This is a genomic window from Methylocapsa aurea (genome assembly GCF_000746085.1).
GTDB lineage: Bacteria > Pseudomonadota > Alphaproteobacteria > Rhizobiales > Beijerinckiaceae > Methylocapsa > Methylocapsa aurea.
Genome location: NZ_JQKO01000001.1, coordinates 373,485 through 399,046, shown reverse-complemented (window position 1 = coordinate 399,046; position 25,562 = coordinate 373,485). Strand labels below are relative to the sequence as shown.

Below are 25,562 nucleotides of genomic sequence, written 5' to 3'. Positions count from 1 at the left end.
TTCCGCTATTGCATGAATCCCCTTCAGGTTCGCCTTTGGGAATGTGTGTGGTGCGGTGGATAGGCCGGAGGATAGGTGGTTGCCACCTGTCCGTTCCGGCCATGTCCTGTCCAAGACTGCCGGCGCTGGGGCTCGTCCATTTCGGTCGAATTCAGGCTTAATCTCTCGACCGCCGATCCGATCTTTCCGGAGCGGCGAAAGGGGCCGGCATAGACGGGGTAACAACCGGATTTTGGATCGCGGGAAGGTTTGGCCGTCCTGCATCCTTCGATTTTGGTCTAATCCCTCTGTCCGGAGCGGCGCTGTCGTTCCGGGGACAGGCACAGCGCCGCTGTCGCGACTCGGGTTCGCCCGCATCGTCGAGAGAGCGGCAGATGCAGCCTGCGGGCGCGCCCAAGTTATAAAGTTCGCGCCCGCGCAAGGAGATAGCACTGTGGACAGAGCGGAAAAGAAAGAATGCGTCGCTTCCCTGGCCGATGTCTTTAAGACAACCTCGGTCGTCGTGGTTGCGCATTATTCTGGTCTGACAGTGGCTCAGATGCAGAATTTGCGCAAGCAGATGCGTGCTGCGGGAGCCACCGTCCAGGTCGCCAAGAACCGTCTCGTCAAGATCGCGCTTGAGGGCACCGAGGTCGCCTCGATCTCGGGGCTGCTGCGGGGGCCGACCCTGATCGCCTATTCGGACGATCCGGTCGCGGCGCCGAAGGTTGCGGTGGCTTTCGCCAAGGACCACGAAAAGCTCGTGATCCTCGGCGGCGCCATGGGTTCAACCGCCCTGAATGTGGACGCCGTGCGATCGCTCGCGACGCTGCCGTCCTTGGATGAATTGCGCGCCAAGCTCCTCGGCCTCATTCAGGCTCCGGCGACCAAGCTTGCGCAGCTCACCACCGCGCCGGCGGCCAAGCTCGCGCGCGTTTTCGCGGCCTATGCCGACAAAGACGCCGCCTGACGGCTTGATCTTTAGAGACAATACATCACGATTAAGACCCATCGAAGGAAGTAGAAATGGCTAATTTGGAAAAGATCGTCGAGGACCTGTCGAGCCTCACCGTGCTCGAAGCCGCGGAACTCGCCAAGCTGCTCGAAGAAAAATGGGGCGTGTCGGCCGCCGCGGCCGTTGCGGTCGCCGCCGGTCCCGCGGGAGGCGCCGCCGCCGCCCCGGTCGAGGAGCAGACGGAGTTCACCGTGGTCCTCGCGGCGATCGGCGACAAGAAGATCGAAGTCATTAAGGAAGTGCGCGCGGTGACGGGTCTTGGCCTGAAGGAGGCCAAGGATCTCGTCGAAGCCGCTCCCAAGCCGGTCAAGGAAGGCGCGACCAAGGAAGAGGCCGAGAAGATCAAGGCCGCCCTCGAAAAGGCCGGCGCGAAGGTCGAGCTTAAGTGATGCTGGTTGGATCGCCCGTGCGATCTAAGGTCTAGCTCAAGCGACGGTCCCGTGGAAACCCGCGGGGCCGTCGATCTGTTGCGGAAGGGTCGGTTTGGACCGTTCCAGCAAAAGCGTTGGCGGCAAGTGCGCCGCGATGCGTTGGACTGAAGAAGTCCCGTCGCCAGCATCCGTGCTGGACGCGGGCGAGGCGAATTTCCATTCGGGAAAATCGCCGTTTTGACGAGGTGCGAGGACCGACATGGCTCATCATTTGGCGCAGACGTTCACCGGCCGTAAGCGTGTCCGCAAATTTTTTGGCCATATTCGCGAAGTCGCGGAAATGCCGAACCTGATCGAAGTTCAAAAAGCCTCTTATGACCAGTTCCTGCTCATGGACGAGCCGCGCGGCGGCCGTCCGGACGAAGGATTGCAGGCGGTCTTCAAATCGGTGTTTCCCATCGCGGATTTTTCGAACACCGCTTTGCTCGAATTCGTGAAATATGAGTTCGAGGCGCCGAAATATGACGTCGATGAATGCCGCCAGCGCGGCATGACTTTCGCCGCCCCGCTCAAAGTCACTTTGCGCCTTATTGTGTTCGATGTGGATCCGGACACCGCCGCGCGCTCGGTCAAGGACATCAAGGAGCAGGATGTCTACATGGGCGACATGCCCTTGATGACGATGAACGGCACCTTCATCGTCAACGGCACTGAGCGCGTCATCGTTTCGCAGATGCACCGCTCGCCTGGCGTGTTTTTCGATCACGACAAAGGCAAGAGCCATTCTTCCGGCAAGCTTCTGTTTGCCGCCAGGATCATTCCCTATCGCGGCTCCTGGCTCGACATCGAATTCGACGCCAAGGACATCGTCTATGCGCGCATCGACCGGCGCCGGAAAATTCCCGCGACCTCGGTCCTTTACGCCCTCGGCATGGACGGCGAGGAAATTCTTTCGACATTTTACAAGACGATCCCCTTTGCGCGCGACAAGGACGGCTGGCGCCAGCCCTTCGATCCGGATCGCCTGAAGGGAATGAAGGCGGTTGTCGACATGCTCGACGCCGACACCGGCGAAGTCGTGCTCGAAGCCGGCAAGAAGCTGACGGTTCGCACCGCGCGCCAACTTGCCGAAAGAGGCGTCAAATTCCTGCGGGTGCAGGACGAGGACCTCTACGGCCAATATATCGCCGTCGATCTCTACAATCCGCAGACCGGCGAAATCTTTGCCGAAGCCGGCGATGAAATCAGCGCCAAGACGCTGCCGCTTCTCATCGAGGCCGGATTCGATGAATTGCCGCTGCTCGACATCGACCATATCAACATCGGTCCCTATATTCGCAACACGCTCGCCGTCGACAAGAACAGCTCCCGCGAGGAGGCCTTGTTCGACATCTACCGGGTGATGCGTCCTGGCGAACCGCCGACGCTCGAGACCGCCGAGGCGATGTTCCATTCGCTGTTCTTCGATCCGGAGCGCTACGATCTTTCGGCGGTCGGCCGAGTCAAAATGAACATGCGCATGGATCTCGACGCCGCCGATACCGTTCGGACCTTGCGCAAAGAGGACATTATTGCGGTCATGCGGGCGCTGGTCGATCTTCGCGACGGGCGCGGCGAAATCGACGATATCGACCATCTGGGCAATCGCCGGGTGCGCTCGGTCGGCGAACTCATGGAGAATCAGTACCGGCTCGGTCTGCTGCGGATGGAGCGCGCCATCAAGGAGCGCATGTCCTCGGTCGACATCGATACGGTGATGCCGCAGGATCTGATCAACGCCAAGCCCGCGGCCGCTTCGGTGCGCGAGTTCTTCGGCTCGTCGCAATTGTCTCAGTTCATGGATCAGACCAATCCGCTGTCGGAGATCACCCATAAGCGGCGGCTCTCGGCCTTGGGTCCGGGCGGCCTCACCCGCGAGCGGGCGGGCTTCGAGGTGCGCGACGTGCATCCGACCCATTACGGGCGGATCTGCCCGATCGAGACGCCGGAAGGCCCGAATATCGGCCTGATCAACTCGCTGGCGACCTTCGCGCGCGTCAACAAATATGGCTTCATCGAGGCGCCCTATCGCAGGATCAAGGACAACCGCGTCACCGACGAGGTGGTCTATCTTTCGGCGATGGAGGAAGGCAAATATTACGTCGCGCAGGCGAATGCGCCGATCGACGCGGAGATGGGGCTCGTCGAGGACCTCGTCGTCTGCCGTCATTCCGGCGACGTCGTGATGGTGCCGCGCGAACGCGTCGATTTCATGGACGTCTCGCCAAAGCAGCTCGTGTCGGTGGCGGCGGCGCTGATTCCCTTCCTTGAAAACGATGACGCCAATCGCGCCCTCATGGGCTCCAACATGCAGCGCCAGGCGGTGCCTTTGGTTAGAGCCGATGCGCCGCTCGTCGGGACCGGCATGGAGGCCGTCGTCGCGCGGGATTCGGGCGCGGCTATCGCCGCGCGGCGGACCGGCTTTATCGATCAGATCGACGCGACCCGCATCGTCATCCGCGCGACCGAAGAAACCGACGCCGGCAAGCCTGGCGTCGACATCTACCGGCTGATGAAGTTCCAACGCTCGAACCAGTCGACATGCGTCAACCAGAAGCCTCTCGTGCGGGTCGGCGATTTCGTGCGCAAGGGCGACATCATCGCGGATGGACCCTCGACCGACCTCGGCGATCTCGCGCTCGGGCGCAATGTGCTCGTCGCCTTCATGCCCTGGAATGGCTATAATTTCGAAGATTCAATCCTTCTCAACGAACGCATCGTCAAGGACGATGTCTTCACCTCGATTCATATCGACGAATTCGAGGTGATGGCGCGCGACACCAAGCTGGGACCTGAGGAAATCACCCGCGATATTCCCAATGTTTCGGAAGAGGCGTTGAAGAATCTCGACGAGGCCGGGATTGTCTATATCGGCGCCGAGGTGCAGGCGGGCGATATTCTCGTCGGCAAGATCACGCCGAAGGGCGAAAGCCCGATGACCCCGGAAGAAAAGCTGCTGCGGGCGATTTTTGGCGAGAAGGCCTCGGACGTGCGCGATACGTCGCTTCGCGTTCCGCCGGGCGTGCAAGGCACGATCGTCGAGGTGCGCGTGTTCAATCGCCACGGCGTCGAAAAGGACGAACGCGCCCAGGCGATCGAACGCGAGGAAATCGAGCGGCTCGCCAAGGACCGCGACGACGAGCTCGCGATCCTTGACCGCAACGTCTATGCGCGCGTGCTCGACGTCCTCGTTGGCAAGAAGGCGATCGCTGGACCGAAGGGCTTCAAGAAGGATAGCCTGCTCACCAAGGAAATCATCGAGGATTATCCGCGTTCGCAATGGTGGATTTTCGCGATCGAGAACGATCAGGCCATGACCGAACTCGAAGCGATGCGGAAGCAATATGACGAGGCGAAAAAGGGGCTCGAGAGCCGCTTTCTCGACAAGGTCGAAAAGCTCCAGCGCGGCGATGAATTGTCGCCCGGCGTGATGAAGATGGTGAAGGTTTTCGTCGCGGTGAAGCGCAAGATTCAGCCCGGCGACAAGATGGCGGGACGGCACGGCAATAAAGGCGTCGTGTCCAAGATTGTGCCGCAGGAAGATATGCCCTTCCTCGCTGATGGCCAGCCAGTCGACATCGTCTTGAACCCGCTTGGCGTGCCGAGCCGGATGAATGTCGGGCAGATCCTTGAAACGCATCTTGGCTGGGCCTGCGCCGGCCTTGGCAAGCAGGTCGCCGAGACAGTCAACGCCTATCTCCGCGACAAGGATACTCAGCCGCTTCGCAAGAAGCTGATCGAGATCTACGATGCAGATAAGGAAATCACCGAGCTTGACGACGAGACTGTGGTCGAGCTTGGCGAAAATCTGCGCCGCGGCGTTCCGATCGCGACGCCGGTCTTCGACGGCGCCCATGAAAAGGACATTGTGGAAATGCTGGAGCAGGCCGGTCTCGACCCATCCGGTCAGGTCGTTCTGCATGACGGACGCACCGGCGAGGCTTTCGACCGCAAGGTGACCGTCGGCTACATCTATATGCTGAAGCTGCATCATCTCGTCGATGACAAGATCCACGCGCGTTCGATCGGGCCCTACAGCCTTGTGACGCAGCAACCGCTCGGCGGCAAGGCGCAGTTCGGCGGCCAGCGTTTCGGCGAAATGGAGGTTTGGGCGCTCGAGGCCTATGGCGCGGCCTATACGCTGCAGGAAATGCTGACGGTGAAGTCCGATGACGTCGCCGGGCGCACCAAGGTCTATGAGTCGATCGTGCGGGGCGATGACGCCTTCGAGTCCGGCATTCCAGAAAGCTTCAACGTGCTGGTCAAGGAAATGCGATCGCTCTGTCTCAACGTCGAACTGACATCGACGACGAAGCTTCCCGGTCCGGCGCCGGCCGAGGCGGCCGAATAAGATCACCCGTTACGAAATCGCCGCGAGCCTCTCTATTGCTCGCGGCGCACCGCGCTTTTTTTGAGTTTCCGGCAAGTGGCCCGGCTGCGTCGCCCGCGCAGGCCCAAGCGTGCAGGCCCAAGCATCAGGAGATGGCAATGAATCAAGAGGTCATGAATCTCTTCAATCCGATCGCGCAGCCGCAGGCTTTCGATCAGATCCAGATATCGATCGCCAGCCCGGAGAAAATTCTGTCCTGGTCCTTTGGCGAAATCAAGAAGCCGGAGACGATCAATTATCGGACCTTCAAGCCTGAGCGGGATGGGCTGTTCTGCGCCCGGATCTTTGGTCCGATCAAGGACTACGAATGCTTGTGCGGCAAATACAAGCGGATGAAATACAAGGGCGTCATCTGCGAGAAATGCGGCGTCGAGGTGACCTTGTCGCGCGTGCGGCGCGAACGCATGGGCCACATTTCCTTGGCGGCGCCGGTGGCGCATATCTGGTTCTTGAAGTCGCTGCCTTCGCGCATCGGCCTGCTGCTCGATATGACGTTGAAGGATCTCGAGCGCATCCTCTATTTCGAGTCCTATATCGTTCTCGATCCCGGTCTAACGCCGCTGAAGGATCGCCAGCTCCTCAATGAAGAGGATTATCTCCGCGCGCAGGACGAATATGGCCAGGATTCCTTCACCGCCCTGATCGGCGCCGAAGCGATCCGTGAAATTCTGCGCAATATGGACCTTCCGACGATCGCCGAGCAGCTCAAGGTCGAGATCGCCCAGTCAACCACCGAGTTGAAGCCGAAGAAGCTCGCCAAGAGATTGAAAATCATCGAGGCTTTCATGCATTCGGGCAATAAGCCGGAATGGATGATCCTCACCGAGGTTCCGGTCATACCGCCGGATCTGCGTCCCCTCGTGCCGCTCGACGGCGGAAGATTCGCGACTTCCGACCTGAACGATCTTTATCGCCGCGTCATCAACCGCAACAATCGCCTGAAGAGGCTGATCGAATTGCGCGCGCCCGACATCATCGTCCGCAACGAGAAGCGGATGCTGCAGGAGGCCGTCGACGCGCTGTTCGACAATGGCCGGCGCGGCCGCGTCATCACCGGCGCGAATAAGCGGCCCTTGAAGTCGCTCGCCGACATGTTGAAAGGCAAGCAGGGCCGGTTCCGCCAGAACCTGCTCGGCAAGCGCGTCGATTATTCGGGCCGCTCCGTCATCGTCGTCGGTCCCGATCTCAAGCTGCATCAGTGCGGCCTGCCGAAGAAGATGGCGCTCGAACTGTTCAAGCCCTTCATCTATTCGCGCCTCGACGCGAAGGGCCTTTCGGCGACCGTGAAACAGGCGAAGAAGCTGGTTGAAAAGGAGAAGCCGGAAGTCTGGGATATTCTCGACGAGGTCATCCGCGAGCATCCGGTGATGCTGAACCGCGCTCCGACCTTGCATCGTCTTGGCATCCAGGCCTTCGAGCCGAAGTTGATCGAAGGCAAGGCGATCCAACTGCATCCACTCGTCTGCGCGGCGTTCAACGCCGACTTCGATGGCGATCAGATGGCGGTTCATGTGCCGCTCTCGCTCGAGGCGCAGCTTGAGGCGCGCGTGCTCATGATGTCGACCAACAATATTCTGCATCCGGCCAATGGTCTGCCGATCATCGTGCCAAGCCAGGATATCGTGCTCGGCCTTTATTATGTCTCGCTGATGCGTGATGGCGAGCCTGGACAGGGCATGATGTTCGCCAATATTGGCGAGATCGAACATGCCTTGCACGCCAAGGCGATCACCTTGCATTCGCGGATTAAGGGCCGCGCCTGGACCTATGACGCCGATGGCCAGCGCGCGTCAAAGATCTTCGACACCACCCCAGGGCGGCTGATCCTCGGCCAACTTCTACCGAACCACAATAAGATTCCCTTCGACGTCGTAAACAAGCTCATGACGAAGAAGGAAATCTCGAACATGATCGACGTCGTCTACCGCAATTGCGGGCAGAAGGAGACGGTCATTTTCTGCGACCGGATCATGGCGCTGGGTTTCCGCGAGGCGTTCAAGGCCGGAATTTCCTTCGGCAAGGACGATATGGTCGTGCCGGAAACCAAGCCGCGCATCATCGCGGAGACGAGCGCGCTCGCGAAGGAATATGAGCAGCAATATAACGACGGCCTGATCACGCAGGGCGAAAAATACAACAAGGTCGTCGACGCCTGGGCGAAATGCTCCGACAAGCTCGCCGAAGAGATGATGGCGCGCATCTCGTCCGTGCAAAAGGATGAGCACGGCCGCGACAAGCCGATCAACTCGATCTACATGATGTCGCATTCGGGCGCGCGCGGTTCGCCAACCCAAATGAAGCAGCTCGCCGCGATGCGTGGATTGATGGCGAAGCCCTCAGGCGAAATTATCGAGAGCCCAATCATCTCGAACTTCAAGGAAGGGCTTACCGTGCTCGAGTATTTCAACTCGACGCATGGCGCGCGAAAGGGGCTCGCCGACACCGCTTTGAAGACCGCGAACTCCGGCTATCTGACTCGCCGTCTCGTCGACGTCGCGCAGGATTCGATCATCACCACGGTCGATTGCGGATCGCAGGGCGGAATCCGCATGCGCGCCATTATCGACGCCGGTCAGATCGTCGCCTCGCTCGCAACGCGCATTCTTGGGCGGACAGCCGCCGAGGACTTGAAGGAGATCGATGGGACGATCATCGTTCCCGCCGGCGAAATGATTCAGGAATGGCATATCGATCGCATCAATGCGGCCGGCATCCAGGAAGTGAAGATCCGCTCGGTGCTCACCTGCGAAGCCAAGAATGGCGTCTGCGGAAAGTGCTATGGCCGCGATCTTGCGCGCGGAACGCCAGTCAATATGGGCGAGGCCGTGGGAGTCATCGCGGCCCAGTCGATCGGCGAACCCGGCACGCAGTTGACGATGCGCACGTTCCATATCGGCGGCGCGGCGCAGATCGCCGATCAGTCCTTCATCGAATCCAATTTCGACGGTGCGGTGAAGATCCGCAATCGCCATCTCGCCCGCAATACCGAGGGCGACTTGATGGTCATGGCGCGCAATGTCGCCGTCGTCATCGAAGGCCCGGATGGCGCCGAACGCGCCGTCCACCGCGTCCAATATGGCGCGAGGCTCAAGGTCGATGAAGGCGACACGATCAAGCGCGGTCAGCGCATCGCCGAGTGGGATCCTTATACGAGGCCGATCCTGACCGAGATCGATGGCGTGATCGGCTTTGAGGATCTTGTCGAGGGCGCCTCCATGACGGAGACCATCGACGAGGCGACCGGCATCGCCAAGCGCATGGTCATCGACTGGCGGCTCAACCAGCGTTCGGCGACTTTGAAGCCATCAATCGTGATCAAGGCCGCCGACGGCAAGATCGGCAAGCTGCAGCGCGGCGGCGATGCCCGCTACACGCTGCCGGTCGATTCGATTATCGGCGTCGATCCCGGCGGCTGGGTCAAGGCCGGCGACATCGTCGCTCGAATCTCGATGGAATCGGCGAAGACGCGCGACATCACCGGCGGTCTGCCGCGCGTCGCCGAATTGTTCGAAGCCCGCCGGCCGAAGGATCACGCGATCATCGCCGAGGCCTCCGGCACGGTGCAATTCGGACGCGATTACAAAAACAAGACGCGGATCTCGATCATCCCGAGCGAGGAGGGCGCCGAGCCGATCGAATATTTGATTCCGAAAGGCAAGCACATCCATCTCCAGGATGGCGACGTCGTCGAAAAGGGCGATTATATCGTCGATGGCAATCCCGCCCCGCACGATATTTTGGCGATCAAGGGCGTCGAGGAACTCGCCGCCTATCTCGTCAATGAGATCCAGGAAGTCTATCGCTTGCAGGGCGTCAGCATCAACGACAAGCACATCGAAGTGATTGTCCGCCAGATGCTGCAGAAGGTCGATATCGTCGAGCCCGGCGACACTGAGTTTCTGCCGGGCGAGCAGGTCGACCAGACCGAGCTCGAAGAGGCCAATGCAAAGGCCATCGAAATGGGCCAGAAGCCTGCCTCGGGAACGCCGGTTCTTCTCGGGATCACCAAGGCTTCGCTGCAGACGCGCTCGTTCATTTCGGCGGCCTCATTCCAGGAGACGACCAGGGTGCTCACCGAGGCGGCCGTCAATGGCAAGGCCGATACTTTGGAAGGCCTGAAGGAAAACGTCATTGTCGGGCGGCTCATTCCCGCGGGCACTGGCGCGGCGATGGCGAAATTGCGTCGCGTCGCCACGATGAGAGATGAAATGATCCTGGCGCAAAAGGCGGAAGCCTCGCGGGCAGCTGCTCCTGCGCAGACGCCTTTGCTGGAGCAGCCCCTGCTGGAGCAGCCCCGCGTGCCGGCGGAGGAATAGGCGGCCGGGCGAGCCATCGCAGGGCCAACTTTCTAATGCCTCGGGGCGATGGTCCCGAGGCATTTTTTTTGAGGCACCCGCCAGAGCATCTTCCGAACGGATTGGATCAATCTGTTCGGAAGATGCTCTGACTCTTTAACACGGGAGCGATTTCCAATCGATCGAATGACTTCATTCGATCGGAAAGCGCCATGGCAACGGCCGGCATGAACCCTCAGGCGTCACGGATTGCGGCGCGAGAAGGAAATGGCGTAGGCTTGATCGCGCGCGTCGATCATCGGATCGTCGGAGGGTTCGATCCCCTCGGTGAGCGCACCCGGCAGGAACAAGAGCTTTTTTTGCGCCTCCACGCTGTCGGGCGCGACCTTGTCGATCGTTAGAGTCCCAAGTTCGACGATCTTGTCATCGTCGCGCCAAGTGTGGGAGGGGTCGTTCGTCGGCTCGCCTGGCGAGGCGAGTTGCGCCTTCAGGCGGAACGTCACGGGGCCCTGCGCAAGACGGGCGGCAAGTTCATCGACCAGGAAATTCGGCGCCTTCTTGGCCGCCTCGGCTGCGTCGAGATGGACGATCTTTTCCGGCGTCACGACATAGCGCACCGCTTGCCTCTCGCCTTTGTTGTTCACGAAGACGAAGGCGTTGATCCCGTAATATTCTTCGTCGGCGAAGCTGGCTGGCGTTTTGGGCGTCGCAAAGGCGCGCGGCGCAGTCGGATGGCTGGCTAGGAATTGTTCGAATTTCGTCGGCTTTGGCGCATTTGGCGGACTCTCGGTCAGCGCCAGCAGCAGGTCACGAAATTCGGCGGCGGTGGAGACAGGAAAGAATTTCAAGGAATTGGTGACCATGTCGGTCTCGCCGCCGTCGGGCAAATGAAACTTGATCGCCAGTCCGTGCGGATTGGCTTCGCCTGATCCATCCGGCACATTTGGAACGCCGGTCGCGTCCGAGAAGCGCACAGTCGCCGGGATGCCGCCGCCCTTGAACAGGGTCGCCTTGCTTAGCTCCGCCGCCTGCTGAGTGGGCTTGAAGGTTCCTGTGGCGACGACGCCCTTGGCGTGATTGGCGCGAAATCCGGGATGAACGCCAAATAGCTTGTTCATTGCGTCAACGCTTTGGCTCGCGATGTCGGAGTCCTGCGCCGCGGCAAGTCCCGAGACGGCCATCAGCATCAGCGCGCCTAACGCCAATCGAAGTTTGTTTCCCGCCATGACAAATCTCCAAGGTGCGGTTGACGCGGCCAGCGCGCCGCGCGTCCAAGGCCTAGAGCGCATTCTGCTTCGGCGGAATCAGAAAGCAGCTCTAGGTTTTTGTTTTGTCGCATTTTCTTAACGCGAACCAGTATCCACTTCGCTTGAAAATGCTCTAGATAATTAGAGGACCCTATCAGCGCGTCCAAGGGGCGCCGTTCAATTTCCCTGCAGAGTCTGCGCCCGCCGCATATCGTCGAAGGCCAGCCATGAATTGCCCGGATCTGACCCTTCTCGGCCGCGCGTTGACGGCATGCCCTTTGCGGGTCTAATGCCTCCGGCCAGGAGGGATAATGAGCGAGCCAGAAATCACATGCGAGAAAATCGGCCGTTGCGGCGTCATCACGCTTGATCGCCCCAATGTCCTCAACGCGTTGACCCTGAATATGGTGCGCGAGATCGCCCGCGCGCTCGACCTTTGGGAGAGCGATCCGGCGGTCCAGACCGTGCTGATCAGGGCGGCGGGGAGGGCGTTCTGCGCCGGGGCCGATATCAGAAATTTATACGAGTTGGGGCGGGCGGGGCGCTACGCCGACCAGCTTGCCTTCTGGCGCGAGGAATATTGTCTCAATCGTCGCATCAAGCTCTATCCCAAGCCCTATGTCGCTCTCATCGATGGAATCGTCATGGGCGGCGGCGCGGGCGTCTCCCTGCATGGTTCGCATATTGTCGCCGGCGACGATTTCAACTTCGCCATGCCAGAAGTGGGCATCGGCTTTTTCCCCGACGTTGGAGCGACCTTTTTTCTGCCGCGTCTGCCTGGCAAGACTGGCGTCTATCTCGCCCTGACCGGAGCTCGAATGACCTGCGGCGACGCCCTCGCATTTGAAGTCGCTGCGGCCTATGCGCCTTCGGCGCGGCATGCGGCGCTGGCGCAAAGGTTGATCGAGGGCGAGGATCCCTCCGCCGCCATCGCGGCGGAAAGCGCGCCGCCGCCGAGTTCCGCGCTGGCCGGCCAAAGACATTTCATCGACGGCTGTTTCGCGCCTGCTACGCTTCCGGCCATTTTGGAGGAGATCGACGACGCGGGCTATGGCGGTTCGGAGTTCGCCCTCGCCGCCTATGACACGATACGCTCGAAATCGCCGTTGAGCCTCGGGATCGCGCTCCGCCAAATGCAGATCGGCGCAAAGCTCGACATCGATGAGGCCCTGCGGACCGAATTCCGGATCGTCTCGCGGATTGCCAAAGGACGCGATTTCTACGAAGGCGTCCGCGCAGCGATCATCGACAAGGACAACCGGCCGATTTGGAGTCCCGCCGAAATCGAGGCCTTGAAGCCGGCCGACATCGATCCCTATTTCGCTCCTCTGCCCGAGGGGGAACTCCAGTTTTCGATGCAAGTTCACACGTCATGAGATTCTTGCCCGGCGTCAGCAAGAACGCCGAGCGCGCCGATTCAGGCGCTGCGATCCGCCTGGGCGACACGGCGCATGTCCTCGAGGAAGCCCGTCCAGATCATTTTTGGGGCCTCTTATTGGTTGTTTTCATGCGTCTCCTTGCCGTGCTCTGGGTCTTTCAGGGCCTGCTGCAATGGAGCGCCCTTCTGCTGCCGCGCGAGGCGCTCTTTGATAATGTGACGGCTCTCTGGGGCGCGGCGGTGATTTTCTTCGCTGTCTTTGATCTCGTGGCGGCGGTAGGCTTGTGGCTTGCGACCCCTTGGGGCGGCGTGATCTGGCTGCTTGGGGCGATCGCGCAGATTTTTGTCGCGCTGGCGATCCAGGGATTTTTTTCCCTAATCTGGATCGGCGTCAATATTGTCTTGATCGTCGTCTATTTCATCCTGACTTGGCAGGCCGGCCGAGCGAGCGCTCCCTTTGCCAAGTTGAAAGGCGCCTGATCGCGCATCTTGGCAAGAAACGCGGTTGAGCCGGCAATCGTCCGCGACGCCAAAAGCCGCAGCCCTTGCGGATAAAATTCGCCTTACACAGAAGCGGAGCGCAAGTTCGATTCTGATGAGGAACCACGCGTTCTAAAGCCCTTTACAACCTTGGCGACAGCGACCAATCTTCCCTCAAAGCCCGAAGAACCTTGGCTATTGCGGCAAAATGAGCTCCCTCCGAGCGCTTAAGCGCGGCTTCGGTCACGCGCCTGTAACCAAACATGACGAAATTCCGGCGAATTCCCTAAGGAGGCGATATTGAGCTCGCAGGTTGAAGGACCCAAACCGGTTGCAGCAAAACGCGGCCTCGAAACGAAGCGCGTCGCAAGAAACAAACCTGTTGCTGCGACCCTTGCGCCGCCAATTTCCGCCGCGCCGCCGGAACAGCCGGAGTCTTCGTCCGTGGGCGCGGGATCGAGCCTGGACGGGGAGGCCTTTGCGGCGGACCTCGTTCCGGCGGCGTCGATTCCGGTGATGGATAATCTTGCCGACAGCATTGAGCCGGCCGGCGAACTTGCGCATTCGCCGAAGCGTTTCATCAATCGCGAATTGTCCTGGCTTGAATTCAACCGGCGGGTTTTGCAGGAGGCGTCGAACCGCAATCATCCGCTGCTGGAGCAATTGCGTTTCCTGTCGATCTCGGCGACCAATCTCGATGAATTCTTCATGGTGCGCGTCGCTGGCCTTCGCGGCCAGGTTCGCGCCGGAGTCGCGACGCCGTCGGAGGACGGGCTTACCCCTCCCGAGCAGCTCGCCAGGATCCGCGAGCGCGTCAGCCTTCTGGCGGTGGAGCAACAGCGCCGCTGGCGGGAGTTGCGACAGGAGTTGAGTGGGGTCGGCATTTCAATCGTCGATCCGGCGGATCTCAGTAAGGCCGAGACGGAGTGGCTTGAGCAATATTTCCTATCGCATGTCTTTCCAGTCTTGACGCCGCTCGCCATCGATCCGGCGCATCCTTTCCCGTTTATTCCGAATTTCGGCTTCACCATTGCGCTTGAACTAATCGGACCAAGCGAACTCAAGAACTCCAAGGCGTTGATCCGTCTGCCGGCGAAGATCGAGCGCTTTATCCGGCTGCCCGAGGGCGCTGGAGATAAGCGCCAGCGCTTTGTCGCGCTGGAGAGTCTCATCGGCCTTTTCACGCAGAGTCTGTTTCCGGGCTACAAGGTGCGTGGGCTTGGTCTATTCCGGGTCATTCGCGACAGCGATCTTGAAGTCGAGGAAGAGGCCGAGGATCTGGTCCTTCTATTCGAGACCGCGCTGAAGCGTCGCCGCCTTGGCTCGGTCATCCGGCTCGAATTCGACAGTCTCATGCCCGAGGAACTCCGCGGCTTCGTCGCCGAGGAACTCAATGTTCTGCCGGAGGAGGTCTTCATCCTGGATGGCATGCTGGCCTTGAACGAGCTTTCGGAACTTGTGAGCCTCGATCGGCCGGATCTCAAGTTCAAGCCCTATAATCCGCGCTTTCCAGAGCGTTTGCGCGACAATGGCGGCGATTGCTTCTTGACCATCAAGCAGAAGGATCTCGTCGTCCACCATCCCTATGAATCCTTCGACGTCGTGGTCCAATTTCTCAATCAGGCCGCGGTCGATTCCAATGTCGTCGCCATCAAACAGACGCTCTACCGGACATCCTCGGACAGTCCGATCGTTCGCGCGCTGATCGACGCGGCGGAAGCGGGCAAGTCGGTGACGGCTCTCGTCGAGCTCAAGGCGCGCTTTGACGAGGCGGCCAATATCCGCTGGGCGCGCGATCTCGAACGCGCCGGCGTGCAAGTCGTCTTCGGCTTCATCGAATTGAAGACGCACGCCAAATTGTCGATGGTCGTTCGCCGCGAAGCGGGCGCCCTGGTCACCTATTGCCATGTAGGCACCGGCAATTATCATCCGGTGACGGCAAAGATCTACACCGACATTTCCTTCTTCACCGCCGATCCGGCGATCGGGCGCGATGTCTCCCGAATTTTCAACTACATCCCCGGCTCCGCTGACCCCGCCGGCCTTGAGCGCATGGCGGTCTCGCCGATTTCGCTGAAGACTCGCCTCCTCGATCATGTCGCTCAGGAGATTGCATTCGTCAAAGCCGGCAAGCCCGGGGCAATCTGGGGGAAATGCAATTCCCTCGTCGACCCGGAAATCATCGACGCCTTCTATGCGGCGAGCCAGGCCGGCGTAACCATCGATCTGATCGTGCGCGGCATCTGCTGCCTGCGGCCGGGCGTGCAGGGCCTGTCCGAAAACATCAGGGTCAAGTCGATCATCGGCCGCTTTCTCGAGCATGCGCGGGTCTATTGTTTCGGCGGCGGTCATGGATTGCCGCACCCGAAGGCATTTGTCTATATTTCATCCGCGGATCTGATGCAGCGCAATCTCGAGCGCCGCGTCGAAGCGCTCCTGCCGATCCTCAATCCAACCGTTCACGAGCAGGTTCTCGATCAGATCATGATCGCCAATCTGATCGACAACCAACAGAGCTATCGGGTCTTGCCGGATGGATCGAGCGCGCGCATACATGCCGCGCAAAATGAAGAGCCCTTCAATGCGCATTCGTATTTTATGACAAACCCGAGTCTGTCCGGTCGTGGAAAATCTCTCAAGAACTCAAGTCCAAAAACGCTCTTCAAACGGTTGGAGAGCCACTGACTCGTCCATGCTTGCAGAGGGACATCAAAGCGCGCCGGAGGTCTCGGTGAAGCAGCCTGTTGGCATCGTCGATATTGGGTCGAACTCCGTCCGCCTCGTCGCCTATGAGAGCCTCAGCAGGTCGCCGCGCCCGATTTTCAATGAAAAATCGCTTTGCGCTCTCGGCAATGGCGTCGCCACGACCGGCAAGCTTCCGAAAGCCGGCATGGAGAAGGCGTTCGCCGCATTGCGCCGGTTCCGCGTCCTCAGCGACATTATGGGCATTTCCGACCTTCATGTGATCGCAACCGCCGCCGCGCGCGACGCCGTGAATGGCGGCGAATTCCTCGCGGCGGCGGCGCAGGCGATCGGCGCGCAGGTCACCCTCCTGGCTGGCGACCGCGAAGCGGAACTGTCGGCGCAAGGGGTCATCTCCGGCATTCACCGGCCAGACGGCGTCGTCGGCGATCTCGGTGGCGGCTCGCTCGAACTGATCGATGTCAAGGGCGCGCATTTGGGCAAAGGCGCGAGCCTGCCGCTGGGCGGCCTAACTTTGATGGACGCCTCCGGCCGCTCGCCGCGCGCCGCCGTCAAAATCGTCCGTGAGGCCTTGGCGAAATCGCGCGTTCTCGAACGTCTCACCGGGCGCACTTTCTACGCCGTTGGCGGCACCTGGAGGGCGCTCGCCAAGCTTCACATGAGCCAGCGCAATTATCCGCTGACCGTGATGCATGGCTATGTGATTCCGGCCCAGGACGCGGTTGATTTTGCCGGCCTCGTCGAACGCGTGAACACCGATACGTTGATTTCGATCGATTCCGTCAACGCGGCCCGCCGGCCGCTCCTCGCTTATGGCGCGGTGGTGCTCGAGGAGATCATTCGCCGGGCGGAGCCAAAAGAAATCATGATCTCGACCGCCGGCGTGCGGGAGGGCCTGTTGTATGAAATGCTCGACCTCGCGCAACGCCAGCAGGATCCGTTGCTGGTCGCGGCCTCCGAGTTCAATCAGTTGCTTTCGCGCGCGCCGCGCCATGCCGAGGATCTATGCGACTGGACCGATCGCTTTATGAAATCCACGCATCTTGAGGAAACCGTCGAGGAGAGGCGGCTTCGCTATGTCGCCTGTCTTCTTGCGGATGTGAACTGGCGCGCGCATCCAGATTATCGAAGCGAGGAAAGTCTGAACTTGATCGAGAACAGCGCTTTCACCGGGGTCGATCATCCCGGCCGGTCTTTTCTTACTTTGACGATGTCCTATCGCTATCTGGGCCTTGACGCGGACGTCAGCCCGCAAATCCGTGCGCTTGTCTCTTCGAGGATGCTCGACAAGGCGCGCATTCTTGCCGCCGCGACGCGCCTTGCTCATCTCGTATCGGCGGCGATGCCCGACGTCCTGCCGCGCACGCCGCTCGTTTGCGTCAAGGCCAAAGTGATGCTGACTTTGCCGGCCGATCTCGCCGACCTCGCAAGCGATCGTCTCTATTCCCGCCTCAAGCAGCTCGCGCGGCTTATCGGCCGCGAGCCGGTGATCACGATCGCGGGGTGACGATCGCCGCCACGACAGCGTGTTAGGCGGCCGACTCAGACCAGCGGCGCCGCCGTTTTATGAACGCGAGGGAAGCGCTTAGATTCTACGAGTTGGAACCGGCGCTGGCCCGCAAATTCTTTAGCGGCCCAATTCTTTAGCGGCCAATAGGTTCAGCGGCGCTTTCGCGCGCGGCGTCCTGCCATTCAAGGGTGATCACCTTGCCATGCTCGACGGTGAGAGCGAGGCGGCCATGTTTCAATTCGAGCGCCTTGGCGCCGAACAGTTCGCGCCGCCAACCGGTCAGGGCGGCGACCTTGGCGTTGTCGTCGGCGGCGATCGCTTCGAGGTCGTCGACCGTGGCGATCATCTTGGTCGCCACCCCGTGGCTTTCGCTGACGTGACGCAGGAGCACTTTCAGGAGTTCGACGGTCGCGCCATTGCCTCCAGTGCGCCGCTCGCGTTCGAGTTTTGGCAGGGCCTTTGGGTCGCGGGCGAGGCCGCGTTCGATCGCCGCCAGAATGTCGAGCCCGGCGCGCGAGCGCTCCATGCCGCGCGGAAAGGCGCGGAGATTGCCGAGGGCGTCCGCCGTTCGCGGCGCGGCAAGGGCCAGTTCGATCAAGACATCGTCCTTGAGCACGCGCGAGCGCGGCACGTCGCGCGCCTGCGCCTCGGCTTCGCGCCATCCGGCGACTTCCATCAGGACGGCGAGATCGCGCGGTTTGCGGACCCGGTTGCGGAATCGCTCCCAAGCGTTTTCAGGGTGCTGTTCATAGGTCGAGGGCGAGGTCAGCAGCGCCATCTCGTCGCTGAGCCAGGCGAGCCGTTCGGTCTGCTCGAGCTTCTGCCGCAAAAAGGCATAAATATCGCGCAGGTAAGTTACGTCAGCGATGGCGTAGTCGACCTGGGCCGGCAATAATGGACGGCGCGACCAATCGGTGAAGCGCGACGATTTGTCGAGCGTGACTTTCGTGACGGTCTGGACAAGATCGCCATAAGAAACCTGATCGCCGAAGCCGCAGACCATGGCCGCGACCTGCGTATCGAACAAGGGCGCCGGAATCAGTTTTGCAAGATTCCAAATGATTTCGATATCTTGCCGGGCCGCATGAAATACTTTTGTGAGTTTCTGATCCGCCATCAGCTCGAAAAAGGGCGTAAGATCCAGTCCGTCCGCCATGGCGTCGATGGCGATGGCCTCTTCATCCGAGGCGATTTGCACGACGCAGAGACGCGGCCAGAACGTGGTTTCACGCAAGAATTCGGTATCGACCGTGACATAGGGGTGGTTCGCAAGACGGCGGCAGGCCGCCGCCAGATTCTGCGTCGTCGCTATAAGGCTCATGTCTGCTCAATAAAGCAAAGCTGGGCGGCGGGCTATAGGGTCGAAGCGACGTCGCGCGGGCCGATCGGCGGCAATAGCTTGGCCCTCGCCGGCTTGCGAGGACGGCGGACGCCTTGACAGAAGCCCGCGCCCATGCGGTTCTCCGCCCGCTTCGCGAAAACCGCAGGTCATCGCCGAGCCTTTTCCATTCAAATGCCTGATCCTCTCAACCGTGACGAAATGATGCACCGCTATCGTTCCCATACTTGCGGCGACCTGCGCGAAACGCTGGCCGGCGAAACAATCCGACTTTCCGGCTGGTGCCATCGCATTCGCGATCACGGCGGCGTGCTGTTCATCGATCTTCGCGATCATTACGGCATGACCCAATGCGTCGTGGACCCCGATTCCAAGGCTTTCGCCCTTGCCGAAAAGCTCCGCTCGGAATGGGTGGTCCGGATCGACGGCGTGGTGCGCCAGCGCCCGGCCGGCACGGAAAACGCCGAAATGCCAACCGGCCTCATCGAGGTCTATGTCGCCGAGATCGAGGTCCTGGGGCCAGCGGCCGAATTGCCGATGCCGGTGTTCGGCGAGCATAATTATCCCGAGGATATCAGGCTGCGCTATCGCTTTCTCGATCTGCGGCGGGAAAAGCTTCATCAAAACATCATGTTGCGCGGCCGGGTGATCGATTCGCTGCGCGCCCGCATGAAGGCTCAAGGCTTTTTCGAGTTTCAAACCCCGATTCTGACCGCTTCGAGCCCGGAAGGCGCGCGCGATTTTCTCGTGCCATCCCGCCTCCATCCGGGAAAATTCTACGCGCTGCCGCAGGCGCCGCAGCAGTTCAAGCAATTGGTGATGGCGGCGGGCTTCGACCGCTATTTCCAGATCGCGCCCTGTTTCCGCGACGAGGACGCCCGCGCCGACCGCAGCCCGGGCGAATTCTATCAGCTCGACGTCGAGATGAGCTTCGTCACGCAAGAGGATGTTTTTGAAGCGGTGGAGCCGGTGCTGCGCGGCATTTTCGAGGAGTTTGGCGGCGGCCAGCCGGTCACCCAAAAATTTCCGATGATCCCCTATGCCGAGGCTCTGCTGAAATATGGCACCGACAAGCCGGACCTGCGCAATCCTCTGGTGATCGTCGATGTGACGGACGAGTTTTCGCGCGATGACGTGAATTTCAATGCGTTCAAGAACGTCATCAAGGCGGGCGGCGTCGTGCGCGCCATCCCGGCGACGGGGGCCGGCGCCCAGCCGCGCTCCTTCTTCGACAAGCTGAATGATTGGGCGAAGGGGGAGGGGGCGGCGGGCCTCGGCTATGTCATCTTCGAAGGCGAGGGCGATTCGCTCGCGGGCAAGGGGCCCATCGCTAAGTTCCTGCCCGCCGACGTGCAGAAGAAAATCGCGGCGAAGGCCGGCCTCAAAGCTGGGGACGCCGTATTTTTTGCCTGCGACCAGGAGGAAAAGGCGGCCAAGCTCGCCGGCGCCGCGCGTGTGCGGATCGGCCATGAGCTGAAACTGTCGAAAACCGGAGTCTTCGAATTCTGCTGGATCGTCGATTTCCCGATGTATGAGTGGAACGAGGACGAAAAGCGGATCGATTTCTCGCATAATCCCTTTTCGATGCCGAATTTCGAATCCGAAGCCTTCCTCGCGCTCGATCCCGCCGACGAGAAGACGATTTTTGGCATGAAGGCTTTTCAATATGACATCGTCTGCAATGGCGTCGAATTATCCTCGGGCGCCATCCGCAATCATCGTCCCGACATCATGAAAAAGGCCTTCGCGCTCGCCGGCTATGGCGAGGACGTGCTGGAGGAAAAATTCGGCGGGATGTATCGGGCGTTCCAATATGGCGCGCCGCCCCATGGCGGGATCGCGCCCGGCGTCGACCGGATCGTCATGCTTCTCGCAGGCGAGGAAAATCTGCGCGAGATCGTGCTTTTCCCGATGAATCAGCGCGCCGAGGACCTGCTGATGGGGGCGCCCTCGACCGTCACGCCGAAACAATTGCGCGAGTTGCACATCCGTCTCAATCTGCCGGACAAATAGATATTACTAGAGCATTTTCGAGCGAGGTGGATACCGGTTCGCGTTAAGAAAATGCGATAAAACAAAGATCTAGAACGCTTAATGCCGGATATGAGCCGAGCGCCGGTCGCGTCCAAAAGGGTGGAGGACTTCCTTGCGCGTCGTCATGCTCCTCTATCCAAGGCTGACGCAGCTCGATCTCACCGGGCCTTACGAGGTCTTCGGCCGCTTCGAGGAGCTGACCCTTCATCTGGCGTGGAAGACCGTCGATCCGGTGATTGACGTGGGCGGCTTGCGGCTTTTGCCCACTACGACTCTTTCGCAGTGTCCGCAGGCCGATATCCTCTTCGTTCCCGGCGGATACGGCCAGATCGATCTGATGGAGGATCGCGAGGTCCTGAATTTCCTGCGCCAGCAGGCCGGGCAGGCGGGCTACGTGACGTCGGTTTGCACCGGCTCCCTTGTGCTGGCCGCGGCCGGATTGCTGACCGGCTACCGCGCGACAAGCCATTGGCTGTCGCTGGATCAGCTCGCCCATTTCGGGGCGATACCGGTCGCTGAGCGGGTTGTGGTCGATCGCAACCGGGTCACCGGCGCCGGCGTCACCTCGGGAGTCGACTTTGCTTTGAGCTTGGCCGCCCGCCTTTTTGGCGACGAACGCGCCAAAGCGACCCAGCTGTCCATGGAATATGATCCAAAGCCGCCCTTTGCGGGGGGATCGCCGGCAAGCTCCGAACCGGCGATCGTCGCCAGTCTGCGCGCTTCGAGCGCGGACTTCCAGAAGGCGCGGGACGATGTCGCCCGCCGCGCCGCCGCCGCTTTGCGGCTTAAGCAATTGGCGCCTTAAGCCAATCGCGCCTTAAATGGCGAGAGATCAATAACAGACAGGGCTCGGCGCCATCCGCCGCGAGACCAGATCGCCGCGCCAGTGGACCAATGAGCTTTGCTTTGGGTCGCAAAATTTCCCGGAAAAGGTGAGGCTAGGGCGCGGTCGCCGCGCCCTAGCCTCACAAAAGGCTTTGAGAGAAGTGGGCGTTATTTACCCGTGCCTCCCGAGAAGGTGCTCTCTCCGGACTGAACTTGCTGTGACGCCTTCGTTGCGGACGAGGTTGCGGCAAAGACCCTTGGACCTGTGGGCGCCGCGCACTGTGCGTCAGTGCTGGCGAGGCGGGCGATTTGGAACGAGAAGTCCCCGTGCACGGGCCTCCCATCGAAAGTTGATATCGACAGGGCGTACCATCCGCGCCCATTATTGAAGCCCTGCGCATTAGCCGGCTGAGTGATCGCCTTGATGAGCGGGCGAAGGCTCCCGTTGCCATCATCGTCTTGAAAGACGACGCCTGAAGGTCCAACGAGCGTAGCTTCAAGATCGTTGGCGCCCTGATTCAAGACTGCTATCCGCAGGCATTCGTTCCCTGCCGAGAAGACTTGGAGCGTAAATGGATCAGCATTGTTGGTGTTGTCGTTTTCAATGGTTCCGTTGAGCGTGATAGTTTGACCAAAATTTGCGAAGATGTGCTCTCCAGCCCACGAATAGCTTGGCGCAACCGTGGCTATCAATATTGCAAACAATGCTCTTTGATAATAAGCCATTGTGTTTTCCTTTGGCTATGAAGGGAAATATTAGCATAGATGCTTTATATCGCGTCGATGCGAGCCAATCTATAGCCTGGCCTGTAGCGGCAAGATGTGGGAAATCACACGTCATCGACGCTGCGGCTGACTTAGGCCGATCCGGGAAGAAGGGATTTATGGGCAAGGCCTTGGTTTGGTCAGAGCCGGGCCATTTCAGGGCGAACGAAGGCCGCGGCGTAGCGTTCGGAGTCTTGGATCAGGTGGCGGTCCCGGCTGACGCAGACCCAGACCCAGCTCCGTTTGACAAGCCCTCGCTTCGGCACTTAGCCGCTGCGGCGGAGATCAGATCGCCTGACGATCGCGAATTTCAAGCACCCAGCGCCCTTCGGATTCCGTCATGGCAACCTGACAATGAAGGCCGCGGCGCTCATGGCCAGGAAATATTCAGGTCTCCACATTGAAGCGTTCCTCCGAATCAACCAATGCAAGGGAATCACAAATGATTCATCCGAGAGTTCAGAGGCAGGCCTTCTATTCCTCGCCCTCCTGGCCCGCTGCGAACCAGCTATAGCCGCCCTGATCCCAAATCTGAGCCAATCGCTGATCGGCGCTGTAGTTGGGATATTGCACCTTGATCAGATTATATTCCTTGAGGAAGGCGTCGAGATCGTCGCCCTGAAGGAAGACAATCTGGTCTTCGGTCTTGAAGCGGAGCGTATAGGCCGATTTGTCTTCGTTCGAGCGCAATTCATATTCTTCGCCGCCCTCGATAAAGGCGCCAAGCTCTTCGATTTCCGCCATAATCAACTCCCCCCTCACCGGCGCAGGTCAAGGTTTCTCGACAAGGTTCAGGTTCGCCTACTAATGCGGGTCGAACCTAATAGCTTAAGGAGCGGCTCCGAGGCCGCTCTCATGCCCACTCTGATGTGCCTTGGCGATAGAACTCGCCGGCTGCTTCTGCGACCGGTTCTTCTAGCACATTTTGTCTTCGCCGCCGCCGGCTTGGAGCTTAAACCATCAGAATATGATCGATTGAGGAATAGGGAATGAGATAGGTGCGGCTGCCGTCGGTCCAGGAGACCGCCACCTCGCCGACTGTGATTTCCTGGTCCTGGACGCTATGCCCCGAGATGGTATGCGTGGCCCCCGCCACGGTCGTCATCTTGAAGTCCCTGTGGGCATTCTTGGCCTTGCTCAACATGCCTTCGATCAGACCCTTCATAATGCTGTCTTTATCGCTCATTTTCGCCTCTGCCTTGGGTTGACGTCCTTGAAGCGCGATCGCCCCAAGCTGAATCGATCCTGCTCCAAATCCTACACTGCCGCCTTGGCCGATTCCGGCGCGACATAAGGCTCGAACAGGAAGTCGCGCGTCTTCATGCCGGCAAGGCGGCCGTCGGCGCGAATCGAGGGGTCGCGCTCGCGGGCGGCGGCGATCGAACGCCAATTGGTGCCCGGCGCCGGCCAAGCTGAAAGGATCGCCTTGCTGTCATTGTTCCGATAGATCGCGACAAATGGATAAAGCGGGTTTTGGATCTGATGTTTGCTGACTTGGAAAAGTTGGCCGGAAATCTGAGCCGGAATGCTTAGCATGTCGCCAAGCCGCTCGCCGATATAGGCTTCGGCGAAAGAGGCCTGCTTGTCCAAGGGCACGCTGATCAAGGAAATGAGGACGTTCTGCTGGTCGAAGGGCGTGTCCGGTGCGTCGGGCGCGATTTGGCGCTCCGAGACGATTTCGTAAAATGTCGGCATGACGGTGGTCTGGTCGATGCTGTCGCCAAGCCGCAAAAACTCCTTGCTTGTCTTGACGCCATATTTCTCGGCGACCAGGCCTCGGACCGCCTCGACGTCGTCGACCTCGAAGATCGCCAGAAATTGCTGCAGAGGGCGGACATCGATCTGGTTCGGAGCGAACATGTAATTATGGGCGGATTTGACCCCCGCCATGGCCTCGATCTGCTTGAAGAAATCGGCGTACCATTCGTGGTAGGCCGCCTCCTTTTTGGGAACTGGGTCCGATAAGACGATAAAAGTCCCCTCCGGCATCGAAATTCTCCTCGCAAGCCTGGTGGTTTCGCTTGGAAATATTCCATTCAAGATTGGCGCCGGAGGGAGGCGGCAAATCCGCTCCCTCGGGGGCAAAAAGGCCGGCGCCCGCGTGCGCGTGGCCAAACGGCCGCCGCCTGGATCGTTCCCGCGGGCTCCGTCGTTCTACCTACGGGAACAATCGTAAGGGATCGCCCCGAATGTTCCGGACAATCACTGCCGGGCTAGGTTCCGACATGATGAAGGAGGCGCCTCAATGCTCATTCAGACGATCAGAACGAATTCATCGCGGCCTCTGTTTGGCGAGCCGCAACTTGGGGCATTTGAAACCGGGCTTTTCGCCTCCACCGCCGAACTTTCGGGCCTGAGCTTCAACTATTCCAGGGATGAAGAGATCTACGGCGAGGGAGAGCATACGGAATTCGTTTACAAAGTCGCGAGCGGCGCCGTGCGGACCTACAAGCTCATGCGGGATGGGCGCCGGCAGATTGGAGAATTTCATCTTTCCGGCGACCTCTTTGGCCTGGATCTTGGCGATCGCCATCATCTTACCGCCGAGGCGGTCATGGATAGCACGGTCATCGTTTTCAAACGGCGTCAGGTCGAAGCCCTCGTGGCGCATAATCACGCCGCCGCCCGCGAGCTTTGGCTCATGACGGCCAATCACTTGAAGCATGCGGAAGACCATATGCTTCTGCTCGGCCGGAAAACGGCGCTTGAGCGGCTCGCGGCCTTCCTGCTCGAGATGGATGCAAGAGGCGGCGAAACCGGTTTGGTCGAACTTCCGATGCTGCGTCGCGACATCGCTGACTATCTCGGCCTCACCTTGGAGACGGTTTCGCGCAGCTTCTCCGAACTGCAAAGCGAAGGGGTGGTTGAGCTTGATGGCGCGCGCCATGTCATCTTGCGCAAGCGCGCCGTGCTCGAAGCGATGGGAGCATAAGGGGCGCCGAGGCATGTTTCGATCAGCATATGCTCCAACCCTTCGAATCCGAGCCTTCCTTTTCGATCGGATAAGTCGATTCGATCGGCAGGCGCGCTAAGGGCGGATCACGAAAACGTTGCTGGACTTTTGCGCCGAGGGCCGGCTCCTAATCTTGGGCATATGGGCCCTTTTCGATAGCATGAGCGCATGGGAGCGGCAGGTCCGCCAGAACCAAGCGCGTCGAAATTTCGAACCTCGGATTGAGCGAGCGTGCCGAG

General features: G+C 60.1%; 17 protein-coding genes. 11 read left to right on the top strand and 6 right to left on the bottom strand.

Translation table 11 applies throughout. The features are described 5' to 3' along the window. Positions 1-433 precede the first annotated feature (433 nt). The 4 genes from rplJ (at position 434) to rpoC (ending at position 10,110) form a co-directional block, all read left to right on the top strand. Positions 434-949 (top strand): 50S ribosomal protein L10, encoded by a 516-nt coding sequence (rplJ, locus tag DL86_RS01800; RefSeq protein ID WP_036257487.1) that lies wholly within the window; start codon positions 434-436, stop codon positions 947-949. 56 nt (positions 950-1,005) lie between these two features. Then, positions 1,006-1,383 (top strand): 50S ribosomal protein L7/L12, encoded by a 378-nt coding sequence (gene rplL, locus DL86_RS01795; RefSeq protein ID WP_036257485.1) that lies wholly within the window; start codon positions 1,006-1,008, stop codon positions 1,381-1,383. A gap of 253 nt (positions 1,384-1,636) precedes the next feature. Beyond that, positions 1,637-5,755, top strand: coding sequence for a DNA-directed RNA polymerase subunit beta (gene rpoB / locus DL86_RS01785; RefSeq protein ID WP_202899151.1), 4,119 nt, complete (start codon positions 1,637-1,639; stop codon positions 5,753-5,755). 137 nt (positions 5,756-5,892) lie between these two features. Further along, entirely contained in the window at positions 5,893-10,110 is a 4,218-nt protein-coding gene (gene rpoC / locus DL86_RS01780) for a DNA-directed RNA polymerase subunit beta' (RefSeq protein ID WP_036258038.1), read from the top strand. Positions 10,111-10,331: 221 nt separating this feature from the next. Here the strand turns inward: rpoC and DL86_RS01775 are convergent, their stop codons facing one another. After that, positions 10,332-11,315, bottom strand: coding sequence for a catalase family peroxidase (locus tag DL86_RS01775; RefSeq protein ID WP_036257479.1), 984 nt, complete (start codon positions 11,313-11,315; stop codon positions 10,332-10,334). A 332-nt stretch (positions 11,316-11,647) separates the two neighbouring features. Between DL86_RS01775 and DL86_RS01770 the strand changes: the two genes are divergently transcribed. The 4 genes from DL86_RS01770 to DL86_RS01755 all read left to right on the top strand — a co-directional run bounded on the left by DL86_RS01770 (position 11,648) and on the right by DL86_RS01755 (position 17,404). After that, on the top strand, positions 11,648-12,712 hold the full coding sequence (locus DL86_RS01770) for an enoyl-CoA hydratase/isomerase family protein (RefSeq protein WP_036257477.1): 1,065 nt from the start codon (positions 11,648-11,650) through the stop codon (positions 12,710-12,712). Further along, entirely contained in the window at positions 12,709-13,194 is a 486-nt protein-coding gene (locus DL86_RS01765; RefSeq protein WP_036257476.1) for a DUF6163 family protein, read from the top strand. Before DL86_RS01770 ends, DL86_RS01765 begins: the two co-directional genes overlap by 4 nt. A 516-nt stretch (positions 13,195-13,710) precedes the next feature. Continuing rightward, entirely contained in the window at positions 13,711-15,879 is a 2,169-nt protein-coding gene (locus DL86_RS01760) for an RNA degradosome polyphosphate kinase (protein ID WP_051952537.1), read from the top strand. 7 nt (positions 15,880-15,886) lie between these two features. Continuing rightward, positions 15,887-17,404, top strand: a complete 1,518-nt coding sequence (locus DL86_RS01755; RefSeq protein WP_036257474.1) for a Ppx/GppA family phosphatase — start codon at positions 15,887-15,889, stop codon at positions 17,402-17,404. Positions 17,405-17,540: 136 nt separating this feature from the next. Here DL86_RS01755 and rnd read toward each other — a convergent pair whose 3' ends face one another. After that, positions 17,541-18,728 (bottom strand): ribonuclease D, encoded by a 1,188-nt coding sequence (rnd, locus tag DL86_RS01750; RefSeq protein WP_036257472.1) that lies wholly within the window; start codon positions 18,726-18,728, stop codon positions 17,541-17,543. 222 nt (positions 18,729-18,950) lie between these two features. On the opposite strand from rnd, the gene aspS reads away from it, so the two are divergent. Then, positions 18,951-20,759: an aspartate--tRNA ligase gene (aspS, locus tag DL86_RS01745; RefSeq protein WP_036258034.1), complete on the top strand. Its 1,809-nt coding sequence runs from the start codon at positions 18,951-18,953 to the stop codon at positions 20,757-20,759. Between the two features lie 133 nt (positions 20,760-20,892). Then, entirely contained in the window at positions 20,893-21,585 is a 693-nt protein-coding gene (locus DL86_RS01740) for a DJ-1/PfpI family protein (protein WP_245276168.1), read from the top strand. Positions 21,586-21,773: 188 nt separating this feature from the next. Here DL86_RS01740 and DL86_RS01735 read toward each other — a convergent pair whose 3' ends face one another. From DL86_RS01735 to DL86_RS01715, 4 genes are all read right to left on the bottom strand, one after another. After that, a complete protein-coding gene (locus DL86_RS01735) occupies positions 21,774-22,331 on the bottom strand; it encodes a hypothetical protein (protein ID WP_036257469.1) in 558 nt (185 codons plus the stop codon). A 513-nt stretch (positions 22,332-22,844) separates the two neighbouring features. Continuing rightward, positions 22,845-23,114, bottom strand: a complete 270-nt coding sequence (locus DL86_RS01725; RefSeq protein WP_036257467.1) for a hypothetical protein — start codon at positions 23,112-23,114, stop codon at positions 22,845-22,847. Between the two features lie 208 nt (positions 23,115-23,322). Further along, positions 23,323-23,556 carry a hypothetical protein gene (locus DL86_RS01720; protein ID WP_036257466.1) on the bottom strand — a complete coding sequence of 78 codons (234 nt, stop codon included), beginning with the start codon at positions 23,554-23,556 and terminating at the stop codon, positions 23,323-23,325. Positions 23,557-23,627: 71 nt separating this feature from the next. After that, a complete protein-coding gene (locus DL86_RS01715; RefSeq protein ID WP_051952479.1) occupies positions 23,628-24,359 on the bottom strand; it encodes a hypothetical protein in 732 nt (243 codons plus the stop codon). A 256-nt stretch (positions 24,360-24,615) separates the two neighbouring features. Here DL86_RS01715 and DL86_RS01710 point away from each other — a divergent pair, with 256 nt between their 5' ends. After that, positions 24,616-25,302 carry a helix-turn-helix domain-containing protein gene (locus DL86_RS01710; RefSeq protein ID WP_036257465.1) on the top strand — a complete coding sequence of 229 codons (687 nt, stop codon included), beginning with the start codon at positions 24,616-24,618 and terminating at the stop codon, positions 25,300-25,302. Positions 25,303-25,562: the final 260 nt, after the last annotated feature.

Coding starts and splice junctions, on each gene's coding strand:
- rplL (WP_036257485.1), top strand. CDS start 1,006: ATGGCTAATTTGGAAAAGATCGTCGAGGACCTGTCGAGCCTCACCGTG.
- rpoC (WP_036258038.1), top strand. CDS start 5,893: ATGAATCAAGAGGTCATGAATCTCTTCAATCCGATCGCGCAGCCGCAG.
- DL86_RS01775 (WP_036257479.1), bottom strand. CDS start 11,315: ATGGCGGGAAACAAACTTCGATTGGCGTTAGGCGCGCTGATGCTGATG.
- DL86_RS01770 (WP_036257477.1), top strand. CDS start 11,648: ATGAGCGAGCCAGAAATCACATGCGAGAAAATCGGCCGTTGCGGCGTC.
- DL86_RS01765 (WP_036257476.1), top strand. CDS start 12,709: ATGAGATTCTTGCCCGGCGTCAGCAAGAACGCCGAGCGCGCCGATTCA.
- DL86_RS01760 (WP_051952537.1), top strand. CDS start 13,711: ATGGATAATCTTGCCGACAGCATTGAGCCGGCCGGCGAACTTGCGCAT.
- DL86_RS01755 (WP_036257474.1), top strand. CDS start 15,887: ATGCTTGCAGAGGGACATCAAAGCGCGCCGGAGGTCTCGGTGAAGCAG.
- rnd (WP_036257472.1), bottom strand. CDS start 18,728: ATGAGCCTTATAGCGACGACGCAGAATCTGGCGGCGGCCTGCCGCCGT.
- aspS (WP_036258034.1), top strand. CDS start 18,951: ATGCACCGCTATCGTTCCCATACTTGCGGCGACCTGCGCGAAACGCTG.
- DL86_RS01735 (WP_036257469.1), bottom strand. CDS start 22,331: ATGGCTTATTATCAAAGAGCATTGTTTGCAATATTGATAGCCACGGTT.
- DL86_RS01725 (WP_036257467.1), bottom strand. CDS start 23,114: ATGGCGGAAATCGAAGAGCTTGGCGCCTTTATCGAGGGCGGCGAAGAA.
- DL86_RS01720 (WP_036257466.1), bottom strand. CDS start 23,556: ATGAGCGATAAAGACAGCATTATGAAGGGTCTGATCGAAGGCATGTTG.
- DL86_RS01715 (WP_051952479.1), bottom strand. CDS start 24,359: ATGCCGGAGGGGACTTTTATCGTCTTATCGGACCCAGTTCCCAAAAAG.
- DL86_RS01710 (WP_036257465.1), top strand. CDS start 24,616: ATGCTCATTCAGACGATCAGAACGAATTCATCGCGGCCTCTGTTTGGC.